This window comes from Chitinophaga sp. YIM B06452 (assembly GCF_039655965.1).
In the GTDB taxonomy this organism is placed as follows: domain Bacteria; phylum Bacteroidota; class Bacteroidia; order Chitinophagales; family Chitinophagaceae; genus Chitinophaga.
Map to the genome: position 1 here is coordinate 868,343 of NZ_JAWLKY010000001.1, position 20,972 is coordinate 889,314.

Consider the following 20,972-nt stretch of genomic DNA (forward strand, 5'->3'; position numbering starts at 1 on the left):
TCGTTACATCCATGTCCCTTTGTTTACTCCCTCTGCCTGATTGCGTCATTTTAAAAAAGAAAGAAAGTTGTTTTCATTAAGAGAAGTACTCGGCGCCATTCAGTCTTACGGCAAAGCGCACCAGTTCATTTCGGCAAACCGGTTGTGGAAGTGGATCATTATACCCGGCCTTATTTACTGCCTCCTGTTTGCAGCAGGTATTTATTTCGTGTGGGACTATTCCGGCGTATTCATTGATTATGTGCTGAACCTGCTCACGCTGAAAACCTGGATAGAAGAGCTGCAGAACAGCTGGGTCAATTTCCTGTTCCTGCTGGTAGGTTTAGCGATACGGATGGTCTTCCTGCTCATGTATTTTTCATTCTTCAAATATCTTTTCCTGATAGTGGGCTCACCGCTTTTTGCTTACCTGTCTGAAAAAACGGAAGCCATCATGCAGCGGAAAGATTTCCCGTTCAGCTTTTCCCAGCTCATGAAAGACGTGGGCCGCGGCATCCGCCTGTCGCTGCGTAACCTGCTGTACCAGACCGTGTTCATGCTCATCATCGCCATACTGGCCTTCATTCCCATCCTGGGCTGGCTTACGCCGCTCATAGCACTGTTCGTGGAGTGTTATTATTTCGGGTTCTCCATGATGGATTACAGCTTCGAACGCCGCCGCTGGACCATGAAGCAGAGCATCGTATACATCGGCCAGCACAAAGGCATGGCCATCGGCAACGGGCTGGTGTTTTACCTGATGATGTTCATCCCTTTACTGGGCTGGATCCTCGCGCCCTGTTACGCCGTCATTGCCGCCACTATTCATTTACAACAACAACGCCTGCCCGATGCCCCAGCCAGGTAAAGTTTTCCTGATACCGACCGTGTTGAGCGCAGATGCACTCTTCAGCCTGCCGCCTTACATTACCGATACGGTAAAACGACTGGATGTTTTTTTCGTGGAGAATGAAAGAACGGCCCGCCGTTTCCTGAAAGCGCTGGACAGGTCTATCGACATCGATTCGCTGCAGCTGCACCTGATGAACGAGCACAACCCACCGGATTTGGGCATCGCCCGTAAACTCTTGCTGGAAGGGCGTTCCATCGGAGTGATCAGCGAAGCGGGCTGCCCCGCCATTGCCGATCCGGGGCAATTAGTGGTACAGGCCGCGCATAACATCAACGCCAGGGTAGTACCGCTGGTAGGCCCCAATTCCATGCTGCTGGCGCTGATGGCTTCCGGCATGAACGGGCAGAACTTCCAGTTTGCAGGCTACCTGCCGGTGAAGCCGCCCGAACGCGCCAAAGCGATCAAAGAGCTGGAAGCGGTTTCAGCCAGGAAACAGCAGACCCAGCTGTTCATTGAAGCGCCTTACCGGAATAACCAGCTGCTGAAAGACATACTCGCCAATTGTAACGACCGCACGCAACTCTGCGTGGCGGCGGATCTCACGGCCCCCACGGAATATATCCGCACACAAAGCGTGGCGCAGTGGAAGAAACAAACCGATGCGGACTTTCATAAGCGGCCCGCGATATTTCTATTGTACGCCGGATGAACTTTCACGCTTTTTACGCCTGGTAGTCTCCGAAAAAAAGCCGGGCTGCATAACAACCCGGCTTTTCTTCTAAAAACAATTATCCTAAAAAGGCACCTTCTTCCCCGTGGCAGGATCGGTTACAGACAACACGCTATCCACGATAAAATTGCTGTAACCGCGCCAGGGAAGCGCGCCCAGGTATTCTTTGTAATGCAGCTCCAGCAGCTTGCCGCTCGCGGCCATTAGTTGTGCGGCCACTTTTTCGCTGGTTACGGAAAACTGGAATTCGTTGGACTGCACGCCGCCCAGGTTCTGGGGTTTGAAGCCCGTCTGGATCAGGCGGCCTTCGTAGGTTTTCCAGACGTAACCTTTCTGCACGAAGAAGTTCAGCTCGCCGGCCTTGGTGCCGCGGCCAAACACGAAATAATAACGGATCGCGAAGAAGACGCCGAAAATGAGCAGCAGCACTGCAACGATAACGAGAATAAATCTTTTCATAGTTATAAACCGTATTTATCTACCAGGTACACCAGAGCGCCCATCCCGATGGCGCCCAGTTCAAGTTCCCGCTTGTTCACCGCTTCAAAAACATCTGAAGCGGCATGGTGGATATCAAAATAACGCTGGGAATCGGGAGAAAGTTCAGCCATGGGTGTGCCCAGCTGGTTGTGCAGCGGGCCGATGTCTGCCCCGCCACCCGGTTCATCGAAATCATAGAGGCCATAGGGCAGGAAAAGCGGCGTCCAGCTTTTTATTTTGCTGCGCCGGGCATCGCTCATTTCCATGGTAAAACCGCGGGGCGTGAAGCCGCCGGCGTCGCTTTCGAGGGCGAAGATATGTTTCTCGTTATTGGCTTTCGCCTGTTCGGCGTATTTGCTGCCGCCGCGCAGGCCGTTCTCTTCATTGGCAAACAAAACCACGCGGATAGTGCGTTTCGGGCGTATGCCGAGGGCCTTGTATGCGCGGATAAGCTCTATGCTCTGCACACAGCCGGCGCCATCGTCGTGCGCGCCTTCGGTATTGTCCCATGCGTCCAGGTGGCCGCCTACGGTGATATATTCATCGGGGAATTCACTTCCGCGCAGCTCGCCGATGATGTTGTGGCCGGTGGTATCGGGCAGCATCACACAGGTGGTGCGCAGGAAGAGTTGCATGGAAGGATCGCCGGCAATGCGTTTGCTCAGCACCTCCGCGTCTTTCAGGCCAATGGCCACCGCGGCGATCTTCGGGAAGGAATCGTTGTAGCGGGTGGCACCGGTATGCGGGTGATTGTCTGTACTATGGCTCATAGAACGCACCACCACGGCCAATGCGCCGTACTTCGACGCGCGGCTCGGGCCCTGCCCCCTGAAGCGCACGGCGTCGCCATAGGAGCGGAAGGTCTTGATGAACTTTGGGTTAAATTTATAATTGTAGAACACGATCTTTCCCTTCACCTGGTCCTTCTTTTCTTCGAGTTCTTCAAAGGAATTCACTTCTATCACGGGCGCGGTAATACCTTTTGCACCCGTGCCCACGGAGTTGCCAAGGGCGATGATATTGAGGGGCGCAACATAGTCGCGGCGTTTGCTCACGATGCGTGCCTGTTCTTTTTCACCACGCACCCAATGCGGCACCATACATTCCTGGGTCCATACCTTATCCGCCCCGGCCGCTTTCAGCGCGGCTTCACCCCATTTTTCGGCTTTCACCATCTGTGGGCTTCCGGCCAGGCGGCCGCCGATGGTTTTGGTAAGAACGCGCAGGTTTTCGTAGGCTTTTCCGTTGGTCAGCACCTCATCTGCCAGGCGGCGGATGGTGGCGGAGTCATCCTGCTGCGCGAAGGAGAACTGGGCGGCGCAACAGGCTGCAAGGACTAAAATTGGCTTTCGCATAAGTGATCTAGATTTGGCTTTAAAGCTAACTAATTTTAAAATATGTACCTTAGCAACTCATAAAAACACCACAGGGATGCGCATTGGAATAGTTTGCTATCCTACTTATGGGGGTAGCGGTGTGTTGGCCACTGAATTAGGGAAAGCGCTGGCGGACAAAGGGCACATGGTACATTTTATCACTTACCAGCAACCCGTCCGCCTTAATGGCTTCCACGCCAACATTTTTTATCACGAAGTACAGGTTCCGACATATCCGCTGTTCGACTTCCCGCCTTATGAAAGCGCGCTCAGCAGCACGATGGTGGATGTGATCCTGAACCAGAAATTAGACCTTTTACATGTACACTATGCCATTCCCCACGCTTCCACAGCATACATGGCACAGCAGATCGTAGCCAAGCACGGCCGGTACATCCCTTTCATCACCACCCTTCACGGAACGGACATTACGCTGGTAGGCAAGGATAAGACCTATGCCCCTGTAGTTACCTTTTCGATCAATGAAAGCGACGCCATTACCGCGGTGTCGCACAACCTGCGGGAAGAGACCTTCAAGTCATTCCCCATCGAAAAGGACATTTCGGTGATCTACAACTTCGTGGACACGGCACGTTTTGCGCGGAAAGACCTTCCGCATTTCCGCAAAGCGGTGGCGCCCAACGGTGAAAAGATCCTCCTGCACGTGTCCAACTTCCGCAAGGTGAAACGCGTGCCCGACGTAGTGAAAGTATTCAAGCAGGTGCGCGATGTAATGCCTGCAAAGTTGCTGCTGGTGGGCGATGGGCCAGACAGGCCTTCTATCGAATGCCTCTGCCGCGAACTGGGCCTCTGCGATGATATCCGTTTTGTAGGCAAGCAGGAGCAGCTGGAAGACGTTATGTCTATCAGCGACCTGTTCATCCTGCCATCCGAATACGAGAGCTTCGGCCTGGCCGCACTGGAAGCGATGGCTTCGCAGGTGCCGGTGCTCAGCTCCAACGCGGGCGGCCTCCCTGAGATCAATATCGACGGGGTGACCGGCTACAGCAGCCCGGTAGGCGATGTGGACCAGATGGCGGCGCATGCCATTGCCATCCTGAAAGATGACAACCTGCTGGCAGAGCTGCGCAAAGGCGCACTGGAGCAGGCTTCCCGTTTCCACATCGACAATATCATACCGCAGTATGAAGCCTTGTATGATGCCGTGATGCAACAGGCACTGGTGAAATAATTGGTCAGAAAACAAAAAAGGCGTCCTGTTAAGGGACGCCTTTTTTTTATATCTTTTGAACAATTACCTGCGGTTGGGTATCCAGACGTTGGTATTCTGTAATTTATCCAGCTTATAGATCTGCACTTCCACTACGCCGGCGCTTTCTTCGTCATTGTTTTTGGCAGTGCCTATCACCTGGCCCGTTTTTACTTTCTGCCCGGACTTTACCGCGAAGCTCTGCAAGCCCACGTAATTCGTGAAATACTGGCCATGCTTCACCAGGATGGAATATCCACCGCCGGGGATCGCCATTACCACTCTTACTTCCCCTTCAAAAATAGCTTTTACATTGCCGCCTTTGCGGGTGGCGAATATCATCCCGTCATTCTCTTCCACGACCCTTTCCATGTCCGCATTTTTCTGCTTGCCAAACCAGCCGATGATCATGCCTGATTCCACGGGCCATGGCAGCTTACCGCGGTTGTCCTCGAATTTCTCTGACAGGGCGGCCGCTTCAGGCGATGCTTCCAGTACGTTGTATACGCGGGCCGGTTTTGCTTCAGGGGCGGGCGGTTCCGGCGTGGGTTTCGGCGGTGGCGGCGGCGTGGGTTGGGCAGCGGCGGTATTATTATTGGCTGCATTGTTGGCTGCCGCGGCTTTGGCGGCTTCTCTTGCAGCGGCCAGCTGGCGTTGCCTTTCTTCTTCCCTGCGTTTGCGTTCTGCTTCAGCGGCCTTTTTGCGGGCCAGCTCTTCAGCTTCTGCTTTTTTGCGTGCGGCTTCTATTTCTTTCCGGATCACGGAACGGATCAGGTCCTGTATCTTTTTCTGGTCTTTCTGTTTCTGGCTGATGTCCGCCAACAGCTCCTTCTCGCGGCCTTTCAGCTTGGCCACCACTTCATCTTTTTCCTTGCGGTCCTTCTCGAGCGTGGCGCGTTCTTCCTGCTCGGTTTTCAGCGTGGCGGAACGTTTCACGCGCTGGTCCTGCAGGTTCTTCACCTTTTGTTGCAGCTGCGCCTGGGTTTCGATGATATTGTCTGCCTGGCGGCGGCGGAAGTCGCGGTATTGTTTGAGGTACTGGTAACGTTTGATGGCTTCATTGAAGCTGTCTGCCGAAAAGATGAAGTTCATCAGCGCATAGGAGCTCCTGTTCTTATAAGCGGCCACTATCAGCTGGGCATATTGCTGCTTGAGGGTATCCAGGTCGTTCTGCAGGGTCTTTACATCGCGGAGCGCATTGTTGATGTCGCCATTGATGAAGTTGATCTCTTCATTGATGTTGCGGATCATGCGGCTGCGTACGTCAATTTTGTTGCGGAGCGCGCGCAGCTGGCCTAAACTTTCCTTGCTGGATTTTTTTGTTTCTCTCAAAATAGCCTGCGCTTCCTCCATTTCCTTTTGCAGTTCGCGCTTCCTCCTCTCCAGTTCTTCCCTTGAAGGCTGGTTACTTTGCGCATGCAGCATAACGGGCATGAGGGCCAGCGCCAACAATAAAACAGGGATAAACTTTTTCAATTGCACCATATTGCTATTTAGTGATGATTTATAACGTTAAATATACAACGAAATTGTTTACTCGCGGGTGTAGGATGGAGGAATGGCAAAGGGGTACGTGAGCGGTTTGTTCAGTTCCATCTTCTTGAAGTCCAGCGCCACTTTCACCACGTTCTTTTCTTCCACGTAGATCTTCCGCTGGAAGGCCAGCTTTTTGTTTTCCACCGGCTTATGATCGCCGTAGGTCAGCTCCACCACCCGGGGATCGGCCTTGGTGCTGTCTTTTTCAGTGATCTTGCATTGCTGTATCACGAAATCGTCCGCAAAGATGTTGAACATGCTCACCAGCTCGGGCTGCAAAGATGTAAAGGAAATGATGGACGGTGTAGTAACGATATTGCTGATGGAATCGGAAAGGAATACGGGGTTGCCCACGATCAGGTCCTGCAGGGCGGAAAGGCTGAGGTCCATTTTCAGCAGTTCTTTGCCTTGGCTTACGCTGCGCAGGGTAACGGTGCCTTCCATTTTATTAATGATCTTGATGCTGTCTTTCGTTACCAGGATACGCGCGCCTTCTACGTTCAGCGGGCCGGATACGCGGATCCAGATGATGCTGTCGTAGTGCATGCGGATGTTCACGCCAAGGTTGTTCATTTTCTTCCCCTTGTCATCTTCATAATCCATTTTCATTTCAGCGGAAAAGGTCCTGTACTCCAGGCGGTTGGCATTCACTTTTTCATGGATGCTGCGCGCGAGTGCCAGCTCCTTTTCCCGGCTGAGGGAATCGGCGGTATTACGCGGCGCGGAAGAAGTATCTGAAGGGAAAGTGGCGCGTGTGATCTTTGTAGAACGGCAGCTGAACAAAGCCAGGCTGACCAGGCATGTAACAAGCTGTAGTACTGCTTTTTGCTTCATTGTGCGTGTAATAGTTTTATGATCAACCAGTGAATGCATGCAATCACCGGTCCATGTTCCTGATGTAGCGTTTCTCTGCTATTTTCCTCGCCAGGCCATGGGAATTAGCGCCCTTGGCCTTGGCCAGCTGCCAGTACTGAACGGCTTTTTCTTTTTCGTTCAGGTTGAAAAGGATATCCCCGTAATGTTCCAGCACGTCCGGGTCCTGCCGGGCCTCCGGGTTTTGCAGCGCTTTCTCGATCCATTCCTTTGCTTCTTTATAGCGGCCCAGGCGGAAAAGTATCCAGGCGTATGTGTCCATGTAGGTGGGACTTTCAGGCTGCAGCTCCAGCGAGCGGCGGCTGAGCTGCTCGGCTTTCTCCAGCTTGTCGCCCCGCATAGACAGGTAGTAGCTGTAGTTGTTCATCACGATATGGTCTTTCGGGCGCAGGCTCAGCACCATGTCGTAACAGCTGTCGCTGCGGGCATGCATGCCGCTGGCATGGTAGGTATCGCCCAGCAGCGCATACACATCGCCTACAAACCGTTTTTCCCCGCCAATGGCAAGGGCGGTGTTGAGGGAACGCGCGGCCGCATCGTGGCGTTGCTTGAAATAATTGGCCAGGCCGTTGAAATAATAGCCCATGAACTCTTTCGGGAACTGCCGGATAACGTGATCGCTTATACGCAGCAAGGAATCCGACTGGTCTGCCCGGGAATACATCCACATCAGCTGGTACCAGACGCTGAAGCGCGTGCTGTCCAGCGAAATGGCCTTGTTGTAATTCACGATGGCGCTGTCTGCCTCGTTGGCCTGGGAGAACATATCCGCGCGAAGGGCGTATGCTTTCGCTTCGTTGGGATGCGAGTCCACAATAAGTTTCGTGAGCAGGATGCCTTCGTCGCGCTTGGTCGTGTCTGTTTCCAGCATTTGCAGGTACGGGTATACGAAAGACACTTTTTCGTCTATGCTGTAGCCCGGGTTGCTGAATGCTTTGATGAGGTATGCGCGGTATTGCGGTTCGTTGCCGTTCTTCTTTTCAAAATTTGCAATGGCGATCAGCGCGCGCGGGTGCTGCGGGTCGATGGTGAGAATGGTATCGTATACGGCCCTGGCGTCTTTCGTGCGTTCCACGGATTCGTAGATCTCTGCCAGCAGGCCCCAGTAGCGGAGTTCGCTGGGTTCCTGCGCTATCAGCCTGCGCACTTCGGCGGCCGCTTCGTCTACCATATTCAGCCGCAGGTAAATGCGCTGCTTCTGGAAAATGATCTCTTCGGCCACGCCTACCTTGGCCTCCAGCGTGTCGAACACTTCGAGGGCGGCGGAATAATTTTTGGCTTTGGAAAGAGAAATGCCTTTGTTGAAAAGCAGGTCTTCATCCTGCGGGCTCCGGCTGCTGAGCTGGGTGTATACCACGGCGGCGCTGTCGAACATCTCATTCACGGTGAATGCGTCTGCCAGCGCCATCTGGAACCATTTGTTGGAAGTATCCATCGCGGCGGCGCGGCGGGCGAAGCCCAGCGCGTACTGCGGGTTGCGCACTTCCAGGAACAGGCGGCTCAGTTCGTAATAAACGGTGGGATTGTCGCGGTTGAGGCGGATGTAATCGGAATATTGGGTGATGGCCGTTTTGTAATCGCCGAGCATCTTGGAACGCTGGGCGGCGTAAAACAGGCTGTCTGCCCGCGCGGACATTACCTCCTGCTGCACAGGGCCGGGTGCGGAAACAATCTTCTTATTGCTTCCACAGGATGCGGCTATCATGCACGCGGTGACAGTAGTGAATATTCCGGTTAAACGCATGCTCAGGATTTTCCGGTATGGCCAAACCCTCCGGCGCCCCTTTCTGTGTCCGATAATTCGGGTACTTCCGCCAGGGTGGCCTGTACAAAGGGCGCAATCACCATTTGGGCAATGCGGTCCCCATGCTGGATGGTTTGTGGTTCGGTAGAGAGGTTGATCACGATGATCTTGATCTCTCCCCTGTAATCTGCATCTATCGTGCCAGGCGTATTAAGCAATGTAAGGCCCTGCTTGATGGCGAGGCCGCTGCGCGGACGCACCTGCGCTTCGAAGCCCGCAGGCAGTTCCATGAAAAGGCCGGTAGGCACCAGGGTGCGTTCCATCGGCTGCAATGTGATCGCAGCTTCCAGGTTGGCGCGCAGGTCCATGCCGGCGGCATCTGCCGTGGCGTATGATGGCAAAGGGTTTGCCGAGCGATTGATGATCTTTACTTGAATATCAGCCATTGAACAAAGGTAAACAGTTATCTATAAATCAGTTATTGCTTTTCAAGCAGTACAGTGGCATAGGCCACCACGCCTTCTTCGCGCCCCACAAAGCCGAGCTTTTCGGTAGTGGTGGCTTTGATGGACACTTCCTCCACGGTCACGCCCAGGTGCTTCGCGATCACTTCCTGCATGGCGGGAACATATGGTTTGATCTTGGGCGCCTGCAGGCAAAGGGATGCATCCACATTCACGACGTTGTAGCCTTTCTGCGCGATCAGCTCCACGGTGCGGGCCAGCAGTATCTTGCTGTCTATGTTCTTGTAAGTTTGGTCCGTATCCGGGAAATGCACCCCGATGTCTCCCAGGCTGGCAGCACCCAGCATCGCGTCGCAGATGGCGTGCAGCAGCACGTCTGCATCGCTGTGCCCCAGCGCGCCTTTGGTATGCGGCACCAGTACGCCGCCCAGCCAGAAATCCCTGTCCGGCACCAGCTGGTGAAAATCCACGCCTAATCCTATCCTTAACTTGCTCATGTTCGTTTATTTAGCAGACCCGTAAAATAATAAATCCCCCATAGCTTCGGAGGATTTATTCAAAGTCAGTTATGGCAAAGATACGTTCTATTCTTCATTGGCGCCGATATCGAAGCTGAGCGTAAAGCGCAGCGTATTAGACAGCGGGTTGCGCTGGATCCCCGTACCGGAGGGCACCAGGTAGGAGAAGTTGAGCCCGAAGATGTTGTATTTAACGCCGATGCCGGCTGTAAAGTATTTGCGGTTGCCTTTGGTGGCGTGCTCGTTATAATAACCGGCGCGCACGGCAAACAGGTCGTTGTACCAGTATTCGCCGCCTACGGAATACATCAGTTCATGCAGTTCTTCCTTCATGCCGCCGGGCGCATCGCCGAAGGAGGAAAAGATGCCTTCCAGTACGCTTTTGTCAGGATATATCAGCATGGTATCGCCCTGGTATTGCGGCGTGGGTACCAGCAGCTTGTTCACGTCCAGCATGAAGGTCACCTTGTTGTATTCGTCGAGGCCAATGGTGTAAGCCGCGCCAACACCGAGGTTGGTAGGCAGGAAGTCTTTCTGCGCGGATTGCGTGTAGGAAACCTTCTGGCCGATGTTGGTGATGGCAAAACCAAAGCTGAAATTGTTATTCGTCCCGTTATTATTTTCAAAATCCTTGGTATAAAAACCGGAAAGGTCCGCCGCTACAGAGCGTCCCGGCCGGATAGGCTGGTTGTCTATCGTGCCGGAAGCAAGGCTGGAATGGATGTAGCGGAGCGCTACCGCCAGGCTCCAGTTATCGCTGAGCTTGCGGGCATATCCTGCATCAAACGCCCATTCGCGGGGGCGGAAGTTACCGTCGAACTGGCCGTTGCTGTTCCTGAACTCAATATCGCCCAGGGAAAAATAACGGAGAGAACCGCCGATGGTCTGCAATTCGTCTATTTGCGTATAACCCGCCACCTGCGCCAGGAACACATCACTCACCAGCTCTTTCAGCCAGGGCGTATATGTTACGGCAATAGCCGATTTCTGTTTGGCAAAGGGGAGTTTGGAAAAGTTCCAGTACACGGAGTTGGCGTCGGGCGAAAGGGCAATGCCGGCATCGCCAAGAGCGCCGCTGCGGGCATCCGGGGATATTCTTAAGAAGGGAACAGCCGTGCTGATCACATTTTGCCTGCCGTCAACGGGAGTTGATGGGTCTAATTGAGCGTAAGTACGCTGGCATAGGAACAGGGAGAAAATGCAAATAACAACTGTCGTTATCCTGGAAAACATGCAATACTATATTTAGTTAGTAGTTAGCTTAAATGTAAAAATAATGTCTAATTTATTAAATCCAAGTAAAGGGCGGCGCAACGTATAATATTATTTTTTCAAATATAGTCAATTTTTAATCTATACCTTATAATAATATGAGTTGCCCTCCGAATACTTTTTGAGTATTATCCTTAGCCCTTACAACGATTTGATAAAAGTAGATGCCAGGGGTCACTCTCGATCCTGTGTCGGCCGTACCATTCCAGGAGACGCCATCATAACGGCCATTTCCTGTATTTATTGTTTGCCTGATGGTCCTCACGTTTTGGCCGGCGGCTGTAAAGATACGTATAACCACATCAACATCAGTGCCTTGCTGGTTATGATAGAATATAAAGCGTGTCTGCCCCCTGAAAGGATTGGGGAAATTACCCACTTTTTCCACTGCCAGCGAGGCTTTGGGGATCACTGTGAATCGGATGTTAATGGTGGTGGAATTGTTGTAGCTGTCCCAGGCGCGGATCGTAAGGGTATGCTCCCCGGGCGCCAGCCCCGCCATAGGAAAACGGATATTCCCTTCCCGGAAATCCCCGGGCAGGGCTTCGTAAAAATCGTTGAGAATGAAGAACTGCGTGCTATCGTCCAGGATGGCAGTAATATCGTGCCCGATGCCATTGCCGGTGGCGTTGATACCGCTTGGGTCGCGCAGGTTGATGAGCAGCAGCGGGTTTTCGTGGGTGATGTCGCCGCTGTTGAAGCCGCGGTCGTTCATCCAGGCGCTGATGGCCGGGCCCTCGCGGTCTTCGGGCGCATTGGGCGCTGTGCCGTTGGCTGCCAGGCGGTTATAAAAACCTCCGCCGTCTTCCGCGGCATTGCTGGTGTAAAAGCTCAGCCGGGCGTTGCCATCTGCCTGGCTCATATCTTTAGGCACCACGAAAGTGAAGCGGAAACGCCCGTTCTGCACGGTATCGCGGCCGCGGAACAATATGCGGTCCTGCACGCTGAAGCTCACCGGGCTGCTGCCGGGGTCGTTGCCGCGGGTGCTGCGGGCCGCCGGTTTGTCGTACACGGTCACGTCCACCATTCCATTGTAGCCACTTTGCAGGTTACCCAGCCCATCCCTCATGCTGCCGGCAATCGTGTACCTGCCCAGCGCTTTTAAAGAATCTGTTGGCTGTATCGCCCTGCCGTTCAGCGAATCGGTGGTCACCCTCCATTTCGGGAAGGCCAGCGGCATGGCGGGGTCCCCCAGCAGCTGGAATTTCCGGTTATTGATCACATCCCCGTTCTGGGCATAGGTATCATTCTTCGCCAGCATGGCGCCTTCGCCCAGCGTAGGCATTTTGCCGCCCGTACCCGGGCTGAAAGCCCGGCGGAAATAGTTGGCGTTCATCACAAGGTTGGAATAGGCAAACACCGCTCGGGTGGTGGTCATCAGCGCAATCGCACCGCCGTTTTCCCGCATCAGCAGCTTCTCGCCCAGGGAATTGAAATCGGGGTTGTCGAAAGGCGCAAAGTCGCAGGTGGCGGTCACTATCAGGGGCAGCTTACCCGCATTTTGCCAGCCGTCGATGGCACTTTCTTCGAGTATGGCCTCTTCGGCCAGGCGGTTGAAGCTGCCGTGGCCGGTGTAATTCCATACCAGGTTGCCGCTGTACATGCGCTGGCGGATGGCCTCATTCACTGCAGGGTAACGGCTTCCGGCAGTCGTGGATACCTGGGGGAACGCATCAAGGTATAGCTTGCCGGTGTTGAATGCGCTTTCTTCCTGTGTGATGATGTTGCTGACGGTCTCCGCATCTTCGAGGTGCAGGTTGCCGTCCTCATCGTCCGCCACAAAGGTCATCTCCTGCCGCCATGGGCCAAAACCCGCGGGGGTATTGTATTGTATGATCTTATTGACTGCAATATCCGCCTCCTGTAGGCTCCTCACTGGCAACCGGCCAACCGCCGCGTCCAGCAGGGCGCCGCTTCCGTTAATATCGTCCTGGTTGCCCAGGAAACCGTAAAAGTCGTCGGACACATAACTATTAATGCCATGCAGGGAGTTTTCGCTTTGCCAGGCGGGTACAAAGTTCGTATTGTTCCGCACCCGGTCCTTATAGTCATAAGACGCGCGGCCTAACAGCAGCACATATTTCAGCCCGCCGCGGTCGTGCTGCATTTTCAGGAAATCGCGCAGGGCGGCAGGATCTGCAATGCCGGAACCGAATTCGTTCCAGACCAGCTCCGTGGCCACCACATGCACCTGCAGGCCATGCGTTTCGCGGTGCCAGGCTGCCAGGCGGGCGGCGGCGGATTGGAAAGCGGATGGCGTGATGATCAGCATGTCTGCGCCGGAAAGGCCATGCAGGTCCTGGTTGGGCACCGGCCCCACGTACGCCGGCGCGGGAAGCGCAGCCGGGTTGAAAGCGGCATATTCGCGGGTCATGGAAGCATCCCTCGAAAAACGAAGCGTGCTGCCGGTGAGAACGGTTTGGAGCTTCACCGGCTGATGCGGCTGGGTAACATCCCAGATCATCGTTTGGGCGGCGCCGTTAGCCAGTTCGAAACCCGCGGTTTGCCCGGCGCCTGTGCTGCGGGAATCGCGGAATAACAGCGCGCCCTGTGCCGGAAGGGCAAGCGGGGCGCGGCCTTCCAGGGCAATGAAGTCCAGCCAGCCCTGTGCGCTGGAATTACCGGTGAATTTCAGGGTATAATTCCCGCCACCGGCTGCAAACCGTTCGGTAACCGTGCTGGCATAGGTGTCAAAAATATTCCCGTTCACGGGCGGCGGCAGGAACGAGCGCAGCGTGGCGCCGTTCAGCCCCAGGTCGAACCGGGCGCCGGCCATGCTGCGGGCCGCCAGCCTGATGCGCAGCCGCCCTTCGGTGAGCCCTCCGGGCGCTTCCAGCGTATAACTTCTTTCTGTTACCCCGCCGGGAACGGTGCTGAACAGCGCGCCGAACCACTGTTTGCCGCTGGACAGGATATTCACTTCGTCTTTTTCATGAACCGTATGAAAATCATAGGCCGTTACCGTTTGCGTGGCCGCGGGCATGCCCGGGTCCGAAGCTATCCGCAGCCCGCCGGGAGCAATATTCAGGAAATAACAGGCTGAGTCTGCATAGAGATGCGTAGTATGGTAATACCCGCTGCCATCCCGCTGCCAGCGGCGGGGGCCGGGAGCGTAAAATAAAAGATAGTCGTTGCCGTTAAACAGTCCGTCGCCCCCGTCTGCCACCCAAATGGCGTTCTGTAAAAGATCGTCGGGCCGGGCGGCGGCATTGTCTTCCGGGATCATGCCTCCCCCGTTGCCAAAGAGGCGGATAGAACCGGATGCGAGATTAGCGGTGGAAATTCCCATGGATTGGAGCAGGGAAGCGTCTATTTTGTAGATCCCGGCTTCTTTTACGGCCAGCTTGTACCAGCTGCCGTCCGCCAGTACCGAGCGGGGCGCGTAGGTACGCTGGCCGGCAACCCGGCCCGCCCCGCAAAGCAGGCAAAGGATAGCGCAAAGGGCAAAGCGGGAGCGGATCATAAAGAATGGCAGGGTTTGTATTCAACACAAACCTAATGTATTACAGGGTATTTCGCAACCCGGGGGCTCTTCCCGGTAAACTTTTAGGGTTATTACATTACAGATTAATTAATTTTGTTATAAAATAAAAAGAATTACATTTGCGTTTACTTAGTTGAATACTTAAATTGTATCGATCAAAAGCTGTTATCGCATGCGCAGATTAACCTCCTTATCCTTGATTGTAGGCACCGGTGTGATGTTGTCCATGTCGGCCTGTAGTAAGAACGGCGGCGGCCTTTTCGGGAAGAAGAAAGAATCTTCTTCCGCTACCGGCTGGAACTATAATGACCCTAAAATGGGTGGTTTTTCCGTTGCCAAGAGTAAAGACCAATTTACAGGTCCCGGTCTTGTGTTCGTTACGGGCGGCACATTCGCTATGGGCGCCACCGAGCAGGACGTCATGATGGATTGGAACAATATACCCCGCCGTATCACGGTATCTTCTTTCTATATAGACGAGAACGAAGTATCCAACGTAAACTACCGCGAGTACCTGTACTGGCTCACCCGCATGTACGGCGAATCTTTCCCGGACGTATACCGCGGCGCACTGCCCGATACCCTCGTATGGCGCAGCGAGCTGGCTTACAACGAGCCGCTGGTGGAATATTATTTCCGCCACCCGGCTTACAACGACTACCCGGTGGTAGGCGTTACCTGGAAGCAGGCTACGGATTACGCCAAATGGCGCTCCAACCGTGTGAACGAAAAGCTCCTCATGGACGCCGGCCTGCTGTCTAAAGCAGACATCATGAACCAGGCGGACGATAATACTTTCGACAGCAAATCTTACCTGGCCGGTCTTTACGAAGGCACTCCCGGTAAAATGAGCAAAACCGCCAAGAAGCAGTTTAGCAACCCCGACGGCTCACCCCGCGGCGCCCAGTTCGAAGACGGTATCATGCTGCCGAACTACCGCCTGCCTACCGAAGCTGAGTGGGAATACGCTGCGCTGGGTTATATCGGCCAGAACCCGAGCCCTTCCAAAAAAGAAGGCAAACGCGGTGAAGAGCTGATCCTCAACAAACAGATCTATTCCTGGGGCACCAACAACAGCGGCCTGCGCGACATCCGCCGCGGCAACTGGCAGGGCCAGTTCCTGGCGAACTTCAAACGCGGCTCCGGCGACAACATGGGTATGGCAGGCGGTCTGAACGACCGTGCATCCATCCCCGCACCCGTACGTTCTTATTTCCCGAACACTTTCGGTATCTATAACATGTCTGGCAACGTGAGCGAGTGGGTGAACGACGTTTACCGCCCGCTGACCACCATCGACGGCGATGACTTCAACTATTTCCGCGGTAACAAATTCCAGACGGTTTACCAGAATGCTGAAAAAGAATTCGAGAAAGACAGCCTGGGCGCCCTGAAAATGCGCGATGTGACCGACGAAGAATCCGCCAGCCGCCTGAACTACCAGAAAGGCGACGTGATCAACTACCTGGACGGCGACAGCCTGTCTCTCGTTGAATACGGTTACGGCATCACCACCCTGATCAACGACAAATCCCGCGTGGTGAAAGGCGGCAGCTGGAACGACCGTGCTTACTGGCTTTCCCCCGGCAACCGCCGTTTCATGCAGGAAGACATGGCTACCAACACCGTAGGTTTCCGTTGCGCAATGGACCGTGTGGGCAGCCCTGAGGGCAACAAGTTCAAGACCGGCAACGTGTTCCGCTCACAACGCCAGAAGCGATAAACAACAGCGAACTGTTTTACATACGAAGAGGCCGTCTCTGTGGGGACGGCCTCTTTTTTTATGATGGCCGCGCGGGGATGATACCGGTAACCGGCAGCGCAGAAGCTTTGCAGCGCATGAGCTTCCCCTGCCTGTTCACACAATAACCCGCTGCACCCTGCGGTGGTTTCGCTATTGCCGTTCCGGCCGGCGGCGTTTCTTTTGCAACGGCAATATTTGCCGGGCCGGTCGCGGTTTCCGGTACCGGGAAGAAAAACACCCTTAGCGCGCCTTCCAGCAATTCTTCCGGGCATCCTTCTTTTAACAGCTGCAGCCCTTTGCTTACCATCCTGCGGTAAAAGGCCACTTCACGTTCCTGCGGGGGCAAAGAGCGGTAAACCCTCACGGCAGCCTTGGATGCGAGCCCCAGCCTTTGCGCATACATTCTTGTGCGCTCGAATGCGGGGTCTTTTTTAACCCGTTTGGCGGTTAACGAGCTTTTGCTGCGGGCATAATATTTCCCGTTCATTTTGTAAAAAGTGATGTTACCGATGGTACCGGTAAGCTTGATCAATCCTGCTTGTTTAGCCATAAAAATTGTTTTGGTGAAAAAATTTAGTTATCAGGCAAATTTATCGGCGCGTGTAACACCTGCCAAACCAAGTGGCCGTTTTTGCCGGTTTTGGCCGTTTTGGGTCGTTTTGGCCGCTTAAAATTGGCGTTGAAGCTCCAACATAACCATCGTTTGCCTCATTGTGCATTGTTACTGTGACCCGGGGTTCAGGTGGCGCCTAGTCTACTTCTTATCTACCTCTAATCTGCATCTGGTCTACATCCAGTCTGCATTCTCGCCCCATATTACGGCAGGGATACCAGGAGGTTAAAGCGTTCGTGAAAGGGGGTAAAGGCGTTGGGAAGGTATGATTGAGGCAGGGGAAGCGCATTGAGATAATACTAAAATCCGTAAATTTGTTTCATGAACATTCATGCTGAAAAAATAGAACTTGCCCGGCTCCTTTTAGCTACTAACGATAAAAGTATATTGGCAAAAATCAAGAACCTTTTGAAGAAAGAGGATAACGATTGGTGGGATGAAATAAGCCCCGCCGAACGGGGGGCTATTGAAAAAGCTATGCAAGCAGCCAAAAGAGGGGAAACCATTACACATGAGGAAGCTGTACAAAAATTTGGCAAATGGGGTTTAAAATAATCTGGACTACTCCGGCTTTAGACTCCTTTCAGCAGAATATTGACTACCTAAACGAAAACTGGACAGAAAAAGAGGTCTTTGCTTTCACCGAAAAAGTAAATAGCATACTTCAGATAATCAGGGAACAACCTGAATTATTCCGCAAATCCAGCAAATATAAAAATGTCCATAGAGCAGTGGTCATGAAACAAATAACCCTCGTCTACCAGGTAAAACCCCGAAAACAGGAAATAACACTACTTATTTTTTGGGATAATAGGAGAAACCCAGCTAAGGATAACTATAAATAACTACACCAGGGCATAATTCCGTTTGCCTCGTTTCGGTAAGCTACATTTCATAATGAAACCCACCCAAGCAAAATAAAGCTCAAAAAATAGAGAATTTGAGCTGCAAATCACGTTCCAATGAACCACATTTCAATTGAAGCTCACCAAAGGTCAAAATGAAGCTCAAAAAACGGAGAATTTGAGCTACAAATCATGTATTGTTGAGCCACATTTCAATTGAAGCTCAGATTTGCGGCAACTACCTATTTAAGAAGCCGCCCCGGTTAAATACCAGGACGGCTTTCGAATATCTGTTTTCAAATCTTAGCGTTTCTTCGCTTTCCCTTTAGCGGCGGTCTTGGCTTTTGCCTTGGGTGCAGCTTTGGCTTTTGAAGCGGCTTTTGCTTTGGCCTTCGGTGCCGGTTTCGCTTTTACAGCCTGTTTAGCCTTCGCTTTTGCCTTCGGAGCGGCCTTTGCTTTTGCAGCAGTTTTTGCTTTAGCCTTGGGCGTTATTTTGGCCTTTGCGGCTGTTTTCGCTTTTGCTTTCGGAGCCACTTTGGCTTTGGCAGCGGTTTTTGCCTTGGCTTTAGGTGCAGCTTTCGCTTTGGCGGCTACTTTGGCTTTGGGCGCTGCTTTAGCTTTTGCCTTCACAGCAGTTTTTGCTTTTGCTTTGGGTGCAGTAGCTTTCTTGGCTGCCGCCTTTTTCGCCGGTTTAGCCTTTACTGCTGTTTTAGCTTTGGCCTTCGGGGCAGCTTTCGCAGCGGTCTTGGCTTTGGCCTTTGCTTTCGCTTTGGGAGCGGTTTTAGCAGCGGTTTTTGCTTTCGCTTTAGGAGCAGCGGCAGTTTTCGCTTTTGCTTTAGGCGCAGCCTTCTTCTTGGCTTTCGCTTTCGGAGCGGCAGCAGGAGCAGGCGTAGCGGCGACAGGTTCAGCAACTTCTTCTTTTTCTTCCTCTACTTCTTCATTCTCATTCTCTTTATCATCGTCGTCATCATCTTCGTCTACAATATCCATTTCCACTTCCACGCCTTCTTCTTCCTCGTCCTCATCTTCTGCTTCGGCAGACGGGTCTTCCGGCCTTTCCACCGGCTCCCAGCCTTCGGTATTTCCTTCCCACAGCTCAATGATCTCACGCGCGTGATCGCCGTTGTTGGGAGCATTAATGATATGCGCGATATTTCCTTCTTCGTCTATCAGGAAAGTAGTGCGGATCGTACCGTCGTATGTGCGGCCCATAAAAGTCTTTTCACCCCAAACGCCATAGTCGTTCAGGATCGTATGGCTCTCGTCTACCAGCAGCGGGAAAGGCAGCTCGTATTTGTCCGCGAATTTTTTGTGGCTCTTCTGGTCGTCCTCGCTCACGCCTATCACCGCATAGCCCCTCTGCAACAGTTGCGAGTAGTGGTCCCGGAGGTTGCACGACTGCGTGGTACAGCCGGGAGTCATGTCGTGAGGATAAAAATAGAGGATCACTTTTTTTCCTTTGAAATCGGCCAGCGAAACAGTATTGCCATGCTGGTCCAGGGCGGCAAATGCGGGGGCTATATCCCCTTCTTTGAGGTGCGTCATGGTTTTACTAGCGTTTAAACGGTAAAGTATATGTGGTTTGATTGTTGGCAATGTCAGTAACGGTTAACGTCAGCGTATGGTTACCGGGTGGACAATGCTCATCAAAGTTATAAGAAAGTACATTACTTTTTCGCGATAAACGCAACCATTTTCCATCTAATTCCGCCCTGTAGGATTTAATGCCGCTGGCGTCGTTCATGGAAAATGCGATTCTCGTTGTTTTTGAAAGGTTTGCATTCGGTTTGATCGCGCCGAGGGCTGCAATGCGTGGCGGAATGGTGTCTACTGCCAGGTAAAAATCCCCCAGGTCGCGGAAGGTGCCCCTGAACCAGCCGTTTTCCGGCACTGCGGCTGACACGCTTTCTCCCAGGCCTTCCCGTACGATCACCATTTTGTCGTTCCACTCCGCGGGCACGGGTTTGGTAGGTTTGATGCGCAGGCCGAAGTTGTAGTGTACCGGCACCAGTGCGGTATGCAGGCGGTAGGTATTCGAAAATGCCCTGGTGTTGGGCAGTTCCACGAAGCGGAAACATATGTCATCGTACAGGCTTCCTTCCTCCAGGAAAAATTCCACCTGGTTGTTCTCAAAAATATTGCGGCTTTCCGGGAACATGCGGTTGGCGCATACCGGCACGGGGGCGGGACCGTTTTCCTGCTGCAGCGTCAGCTTCACGTCCGATTTGTTGCCGTAAGCATCGGTCACGCGCAGGGTTACGGGGTGGGGCTGCTTGTCAGACAGGTCGATGATGCCGTCGCCGGCCACATCGTGGTAGATGTCCAGGCGGTTGCCGGGCAGGGCAAACAGCAGTTGCACGTAAGGCCCGCCGCCTTTTTTCAGTTTGTAATCGATATGGGCGTTGAGGTAGCGTGTTTCGTCGTAGCCGATGTTATCCAGCTGGAAACCGCAATCCACCTGCCCGTCGCGGATCAGCAGGGCTTCGTAGATGCCGTTGGGATTGGGAGAATTGCTCTGGCGGTCCAGCGCGCTGAGGCCCAGGCCTACCCTGTTGGTGGCCACTTTCACCAGCGGCTTCGCAGCCACGTAATCGCCGGTTTTGGTGCGCTTCACGGGTATGGTTACCGGCGTTTGCTCGTACAGGCTGCGGTTGCGGTCGTATATTACGATGCGCGATATCTCCGGCGCCCGCGTATCCGGGATGCTGAAACCAAAAAGCATCGGGTTCAGCGGCTTCTCGGTTTTCGAATCCCTTATTTCGAAATGCAGATGCGGGCCGGCAGAACCGCCGGTATTGCCGCTCCAGGCCACGAATTCGCCTTTTTTTACGGGGAAAAGATTAGGAGGTATCACCAGGTCTACCGCCCAGTTTTCCAGCTCATATTGTTTGCGGGTAACGTATTCGTCCAGCAGGGGATAAAACTTGTTCAGGTGGGCGTAAACGGTCGTGTAACCATTCGGGTGAGTGATGTAAAGCACGTTGCCGAAGCCCAGGTGGCTGACGCCGATGCGGCTCACATATCCCTCCGCCGCGGCATGCACGGGAAGGTTCTCCCGCTGCTGGGTCTTAAGGTCGAGCCCGGAGTGGAAGTGATTGGGCCGCAGTTCCCCGAAGTTCCCGGCCAGTTCTATCGGCACATTCAGCGGGTTCCTGAAATATCCTTTCGGGTAATGTTTTTCCGGAAGTTCTTGCGCTTTGAGCAGTTGCGGTAACAAAAGCAATAATGCGATCGATCTTTTCATCCTGCAA

The 20,972-nt window shown here is 53.4% G+C and carries 17 protein-coding genes; 5 read left to right on the forward strand and 12 right to left on the reverse strand.

Annotated elements, in window-relative coordinates:
* The first annotated feature begins 67 nt into the window (after positions 1 to 67).
* Entirely contained in the window at positions 68 to 847 is a 780-nt protein-coding gene (locus R3I13_RS03170; protein ID WP_346316470.1) for an EI24 domain-containing protein, read from the forward strand.
* Positions 831 to 1,541, forward strand: a complete 711-nt coding sequence (locus tag R3I13_RS03175) for an SAM-dependent methyltransferase (protein ID WP_346316471.1) — start codon at positions 831 to 833, stop codon at positions 1,539 to 1,541. The genes R3I13_RS03170 and R3I13_RS03175 overlap by 17 nt, the downstream gene beginning before the upstream one ends.
* A gap of 84 nt (positions 1,542 to 1,625) precedes the next feature.
* On the opposite strand, the gene R3I13_RS03180 is transcribed toward R3I13_RS03175, so the two are convergent.
* Positions 1,626 to 2,021 carry a hypothetical protein gene (locus R3I13_RS03180; protein ID WP_346316472.1) on the reverse strand — a complete coding sequence of 132 codons (396 nt, stop codon included), beginning with the start codon at positions 2,019 to 2,021 and terminating at the stop codon, positions 1,626 to 1,628.
* Between the two features lie 2 nt (positions 2,022 to 2,023).
* The gene (locus R3I13_RS03185; protein WP_346316473.1) at positions 2,024 to 3,397 is read right to left on the reverse strand and encodes a M20/M25/M40 family metallo-hydrolase; all 1,374 of its coding nucleotides are present in this window, start codon (positions 3,395 to 3,397) and stop codon (positions 2,024 to 2,026) included.
* Between the two features lie 76 nt (positions 3,398 to 3,473).
* Between R3I13_RS03185 and bshA the strand changes: the two genes are divergently transcribed.
* The gene (bshA, locus tag R3I13_RS03190) at positions 3,474 to 4,610 is read left to right on the forward strand and encodes an N-acetyl-alpha-D-glucosaminyl L-malate synthase BshA (protein WP_346316474.1); all 1,137 of its coding nucleotides are present in this window, start codon (positions 3,474 to 3,476) and stop codon (positions 4,608 to 4,610) included.
* Between the two features lie 63 nt (positions 4,611 to 4,673).
* Here bshA and R3I13_RS03195 read toward each other — a convergent pair whose 3' ends face one another.
* From R3I13_RS03195 to porU, 7 genes are all read right to left on the reverse strand, one after another.
* On the reverse strand, positions 4,674 to 6,104 hold the full coding sequence (locus R3I13_RS03195) for a peptidoglycan DD-metalloendopeptidase family protein (protein ID WP_346316475.1): 1,431 nt from the start codon (positions 6,102 to 6,104) through the stop codon (positions 4,674 to 4,676).
* Between the two features lie 57 nt (positions 6,105 to 6,161).
* Positions 6,162 to 6,998, reverse strand: coding sequence for a DUF4292 domain-containing protein (locus R3I13_RS03200; protein ID WP_346316476.1), 837 nt, complete (start codon positions 6,996 to 6,998; stop codon positions 6,162 to 6,164).
* Positions 6,999 to 7,041: 43 nt separating this feature from the next.
* A complete protein-coding gene (locus R3I13_RS03205; RefSeq protein WP_346316477.1) occupies positions 7,042 to 8,781 on the reverse strand; it encodes a tetratricopeptide repeat protein in 1,740 nt (579 codons plus the stop codon).
* Between the two features lie 2 nt (positions 8,782 to 8,783).
* A complete protein-coding gene (gene dut, locus R3I13_RS03210; RefSeq protein ID WP_346316478.1) occupies positions 8,784 to 9,227 on the reverse strand; it encodes a dUTP diphosphatase in 444 nt (147 codons plus the stop codon).
* A gap of 32 nt (positions 9,228 to 9,259) precedes the next feature.
* Positions 9,260 to 9,742 carry a 2-C-methyl-D-erythritol 2,4-cyclodiphosphate synthase gene (gene ispF / locus R3I13_RS03215; protein ID WP_346316479.1) on the reverse strand — a complete coding sequence of 161 codons (483 nt, stop codon included), beginning with the start codon at positions 9,740 to 9,742 and terminating at the stop codon, positions 9,260 to 9,262.
* An 87-nt stretch (positions 9,743 to 9,829) separates the two neighbouring features.
* Entirely contained in the window at positions 9,830 to 10,996 is a 1,167-nt protein-coding gene (porV, locus tag R3I13_RS03220) for a type IX secretion system outer membrane channel protein PorV (RefSeq protein WP_346316480.1), read from the reverse strand.
* A gap of 127 nt (positions 10,997 to 11,123) precedes the next feature.
* Entirely contained in the window at positions 11,124 to 14,498 is a 3,375-nt protein-coding gene (porU, locus tag R3I13_RS03225; protein WP_346316481.1) for a type IX secretion system sortase PorU, read from the reverse strand.
* 193 nt (positions 14,499 to 14,691) lie between these two features.
* Between porU and R3I13_RS03230 the strand changes: the two genes are divergently transcribed.
* Positions 14,692 to 16,242 carry an SUMF1/EgtB/PvdO family nonheme iron enzyme gene (locus R3I13_RS03230; protein ID WP_346316482.1) on the forward strand — a complete coding sequence of 517 codons (1,551 nt, stop codon included), beginning with the start codon at positions 14,692 to 14,694 and terminating at the stop codon, positions 16,240 to 16,242.
* A gap of 58 nt (positions 16,243 to 16,300) precedes the next feature.
* On the opposite strand, the gene R3I13_RS03235 is transcribed toward R3I13_RS03230, so the two are convergent.
* Positions 16,301 to 16,813 carry a hypothetical protein gene (locus tag R3I13_RS03235; protein ID WP_346316483.1) on the reverse strand — a complete coding sequence of 171 codons (513 nt, stop codon included), beginning with the start codon at positions 16,811 to 16,813 and terminating at the stop codon, positions 16,301 to 16,303.
* 384 nt (positions 16,814 to 17,197) lie between these two features.
* Between R3I13_RS03235 and R3I13_RS03240 the strand changes: the two genes are divergently transcribed.
* The gene (locus tag R3I13_RS03240; protein WP_346316484.1) at positions 17,198 to 17,431 is read left to right on the forward strand and encodes a hypothetical protein; all 234 of its coding nucleotides are present in this window, start codon (positions 17,198 to 17,200) and stop codon (positions 17,429 to 17,431) included.
* 593 nt (positions 17,432 to 18,024) lie between these two features.
* Here the strand turns inward: R3I13_RS03240 and bcp are convergent.
* On the reverse strand, positions 18,025 to 19,266 hold the full coding sequence (bcp, locus tag R3I13_RS03245; protein WP_346316485.1) for a thioredoxin-dependent thiol peroxidase: 1,242 nt from the start codon (positions 19,264 to 19,266) through the stop codon (positions 18,025 to 18,027).
* A gap of 7 nt (positions 19,267 to 19,273) precedes the next feature.
* The gene (locus R3I13_RS03250) at positions 19,274 to 20,965 is read right to left on the reverse strand and encodes a M23 family metallopeptidase (RefSeq protein ID WP_346316486.1); all 1,692 of its coding nucleotides are present in this window, start codon (positions 20,963 to 20,965) and stop codon (positions 19,274 to 19,276) included.
* Positions 20,966 to 20,972 lie beyond the last annotated feature (7 nt).

What these genes read in the sequence shown, in the direction of transcription:
- R3I13_RS03175 (WP_346316471.1), top strand. Translation starts at nt 831, where the DNA reads ATGCCCCAGCCAGGTAAAGTTTTCCTGATACCGACCGTGTTGAGCGCA.
- R3I13_RS03180 (WP_346316472.1), bottom strand. Translation starts at nt 2,021, where the DNA reads ATGAAAAGATTTATTCTCGTTATCGTTGCAGTGCTGCTGCTCATTTTC.
- R3I13_RS03185 (WP_346316473.1), bottom strand. Translation starts at nt 3,397, where the DNA reads ATGCGAAAGCCAATTTTAGTCCTTGCAGCCTGTTGCGCCGCCCAGTTC.
- bshA (WP_346316474.1), top strand. Translation starts at nt 3,474, where the DNA reads ATGCGCATTGGAATAGTTTGCTATCCTACTTATGGGGGTAGCGGTGTG.
- R3I13_RS03200 (WP_346316476.1), bottom strand. Translation starts at nt 6,998, where the DNA reads ATGAAGCAAAAAGCAGTACTACAGCTTGTTACATGCCTGGTCAGCCTG.
- R3I13_RS03205 (WP_346316477.1), bottom strand. Translation starts at nt 8,781, where the DNA reads ATGCGTTTAACCGGAATATTCACTACTGTCACCGCGTGCATGATAGCC.
- dut (WP_346316478.1), bottom strand. Translation starts at nt 9,227, where the DNA reads ATGGCTGATATTCAAGTAAAGATCATCAATCGCTCGGCAAACCCTTTG.
- ispF (WP_346316479.1), bottom strand. Translation starts at nt 9,742, where the DNA reads ATGAGCAAGTTAAGGATAGGATTAGGCGTGGATTTTCACCAGCTGGTG.
- porV (WP_346316480.1), bottom strand. Translation starts at nt 10,996, where the DNA reads ATGTTTTCCAGGATAACGACAGTTGTTATTTGCATTTTCTCCCTGTTC.
- porU (WP_346316481.1), bottom strand. Translation starts at nt 14,498, where the DNA reads ATGATCCGCTCCCGCTTTGCCCTTTGCGCTATCCTTTGCCTGCTTTGC.
- R3I13_RS03230 (WP_346316482.1), top strand. Translation starts at nt 14,692, where the DNA reads ATGCGCAGATTAACCTCCTTATCCTTGATTGTAGGCACCGGTGTGATG.
- R3I13_RS03235 (WP_346316483.1), bottom strand. Translation starts at nt 16,813, where the DNA reads ATGGCTAAACAAGCAGGATTGATCAAGCTTACCGGTACCATCGGTAAC.
- R3I13_RS03240 (WP_346316484.1), top strand. Translation starts at nt 17,198, where the DNA reads ATGAACATTCATGCTGAAAAAATAGAACTTGCCCGGCTCCTTTTAGCT.
- bcp (WP_346316485.1), bottom strand. Translation starts at nt 19,266, where the DNA reads ATGACGCACCTCAAAGAAGGGGATATAGCCCCCGCATTTGCCGCCCTG.
- R3I13_RS03250 (WP_346316486.1), bottom strand. Translation starts at nt 20,965, where the DNA reads ATGAAAAGATCGATCGCATTATTGCTTTTGTTACCGCAACTGCTCAAA.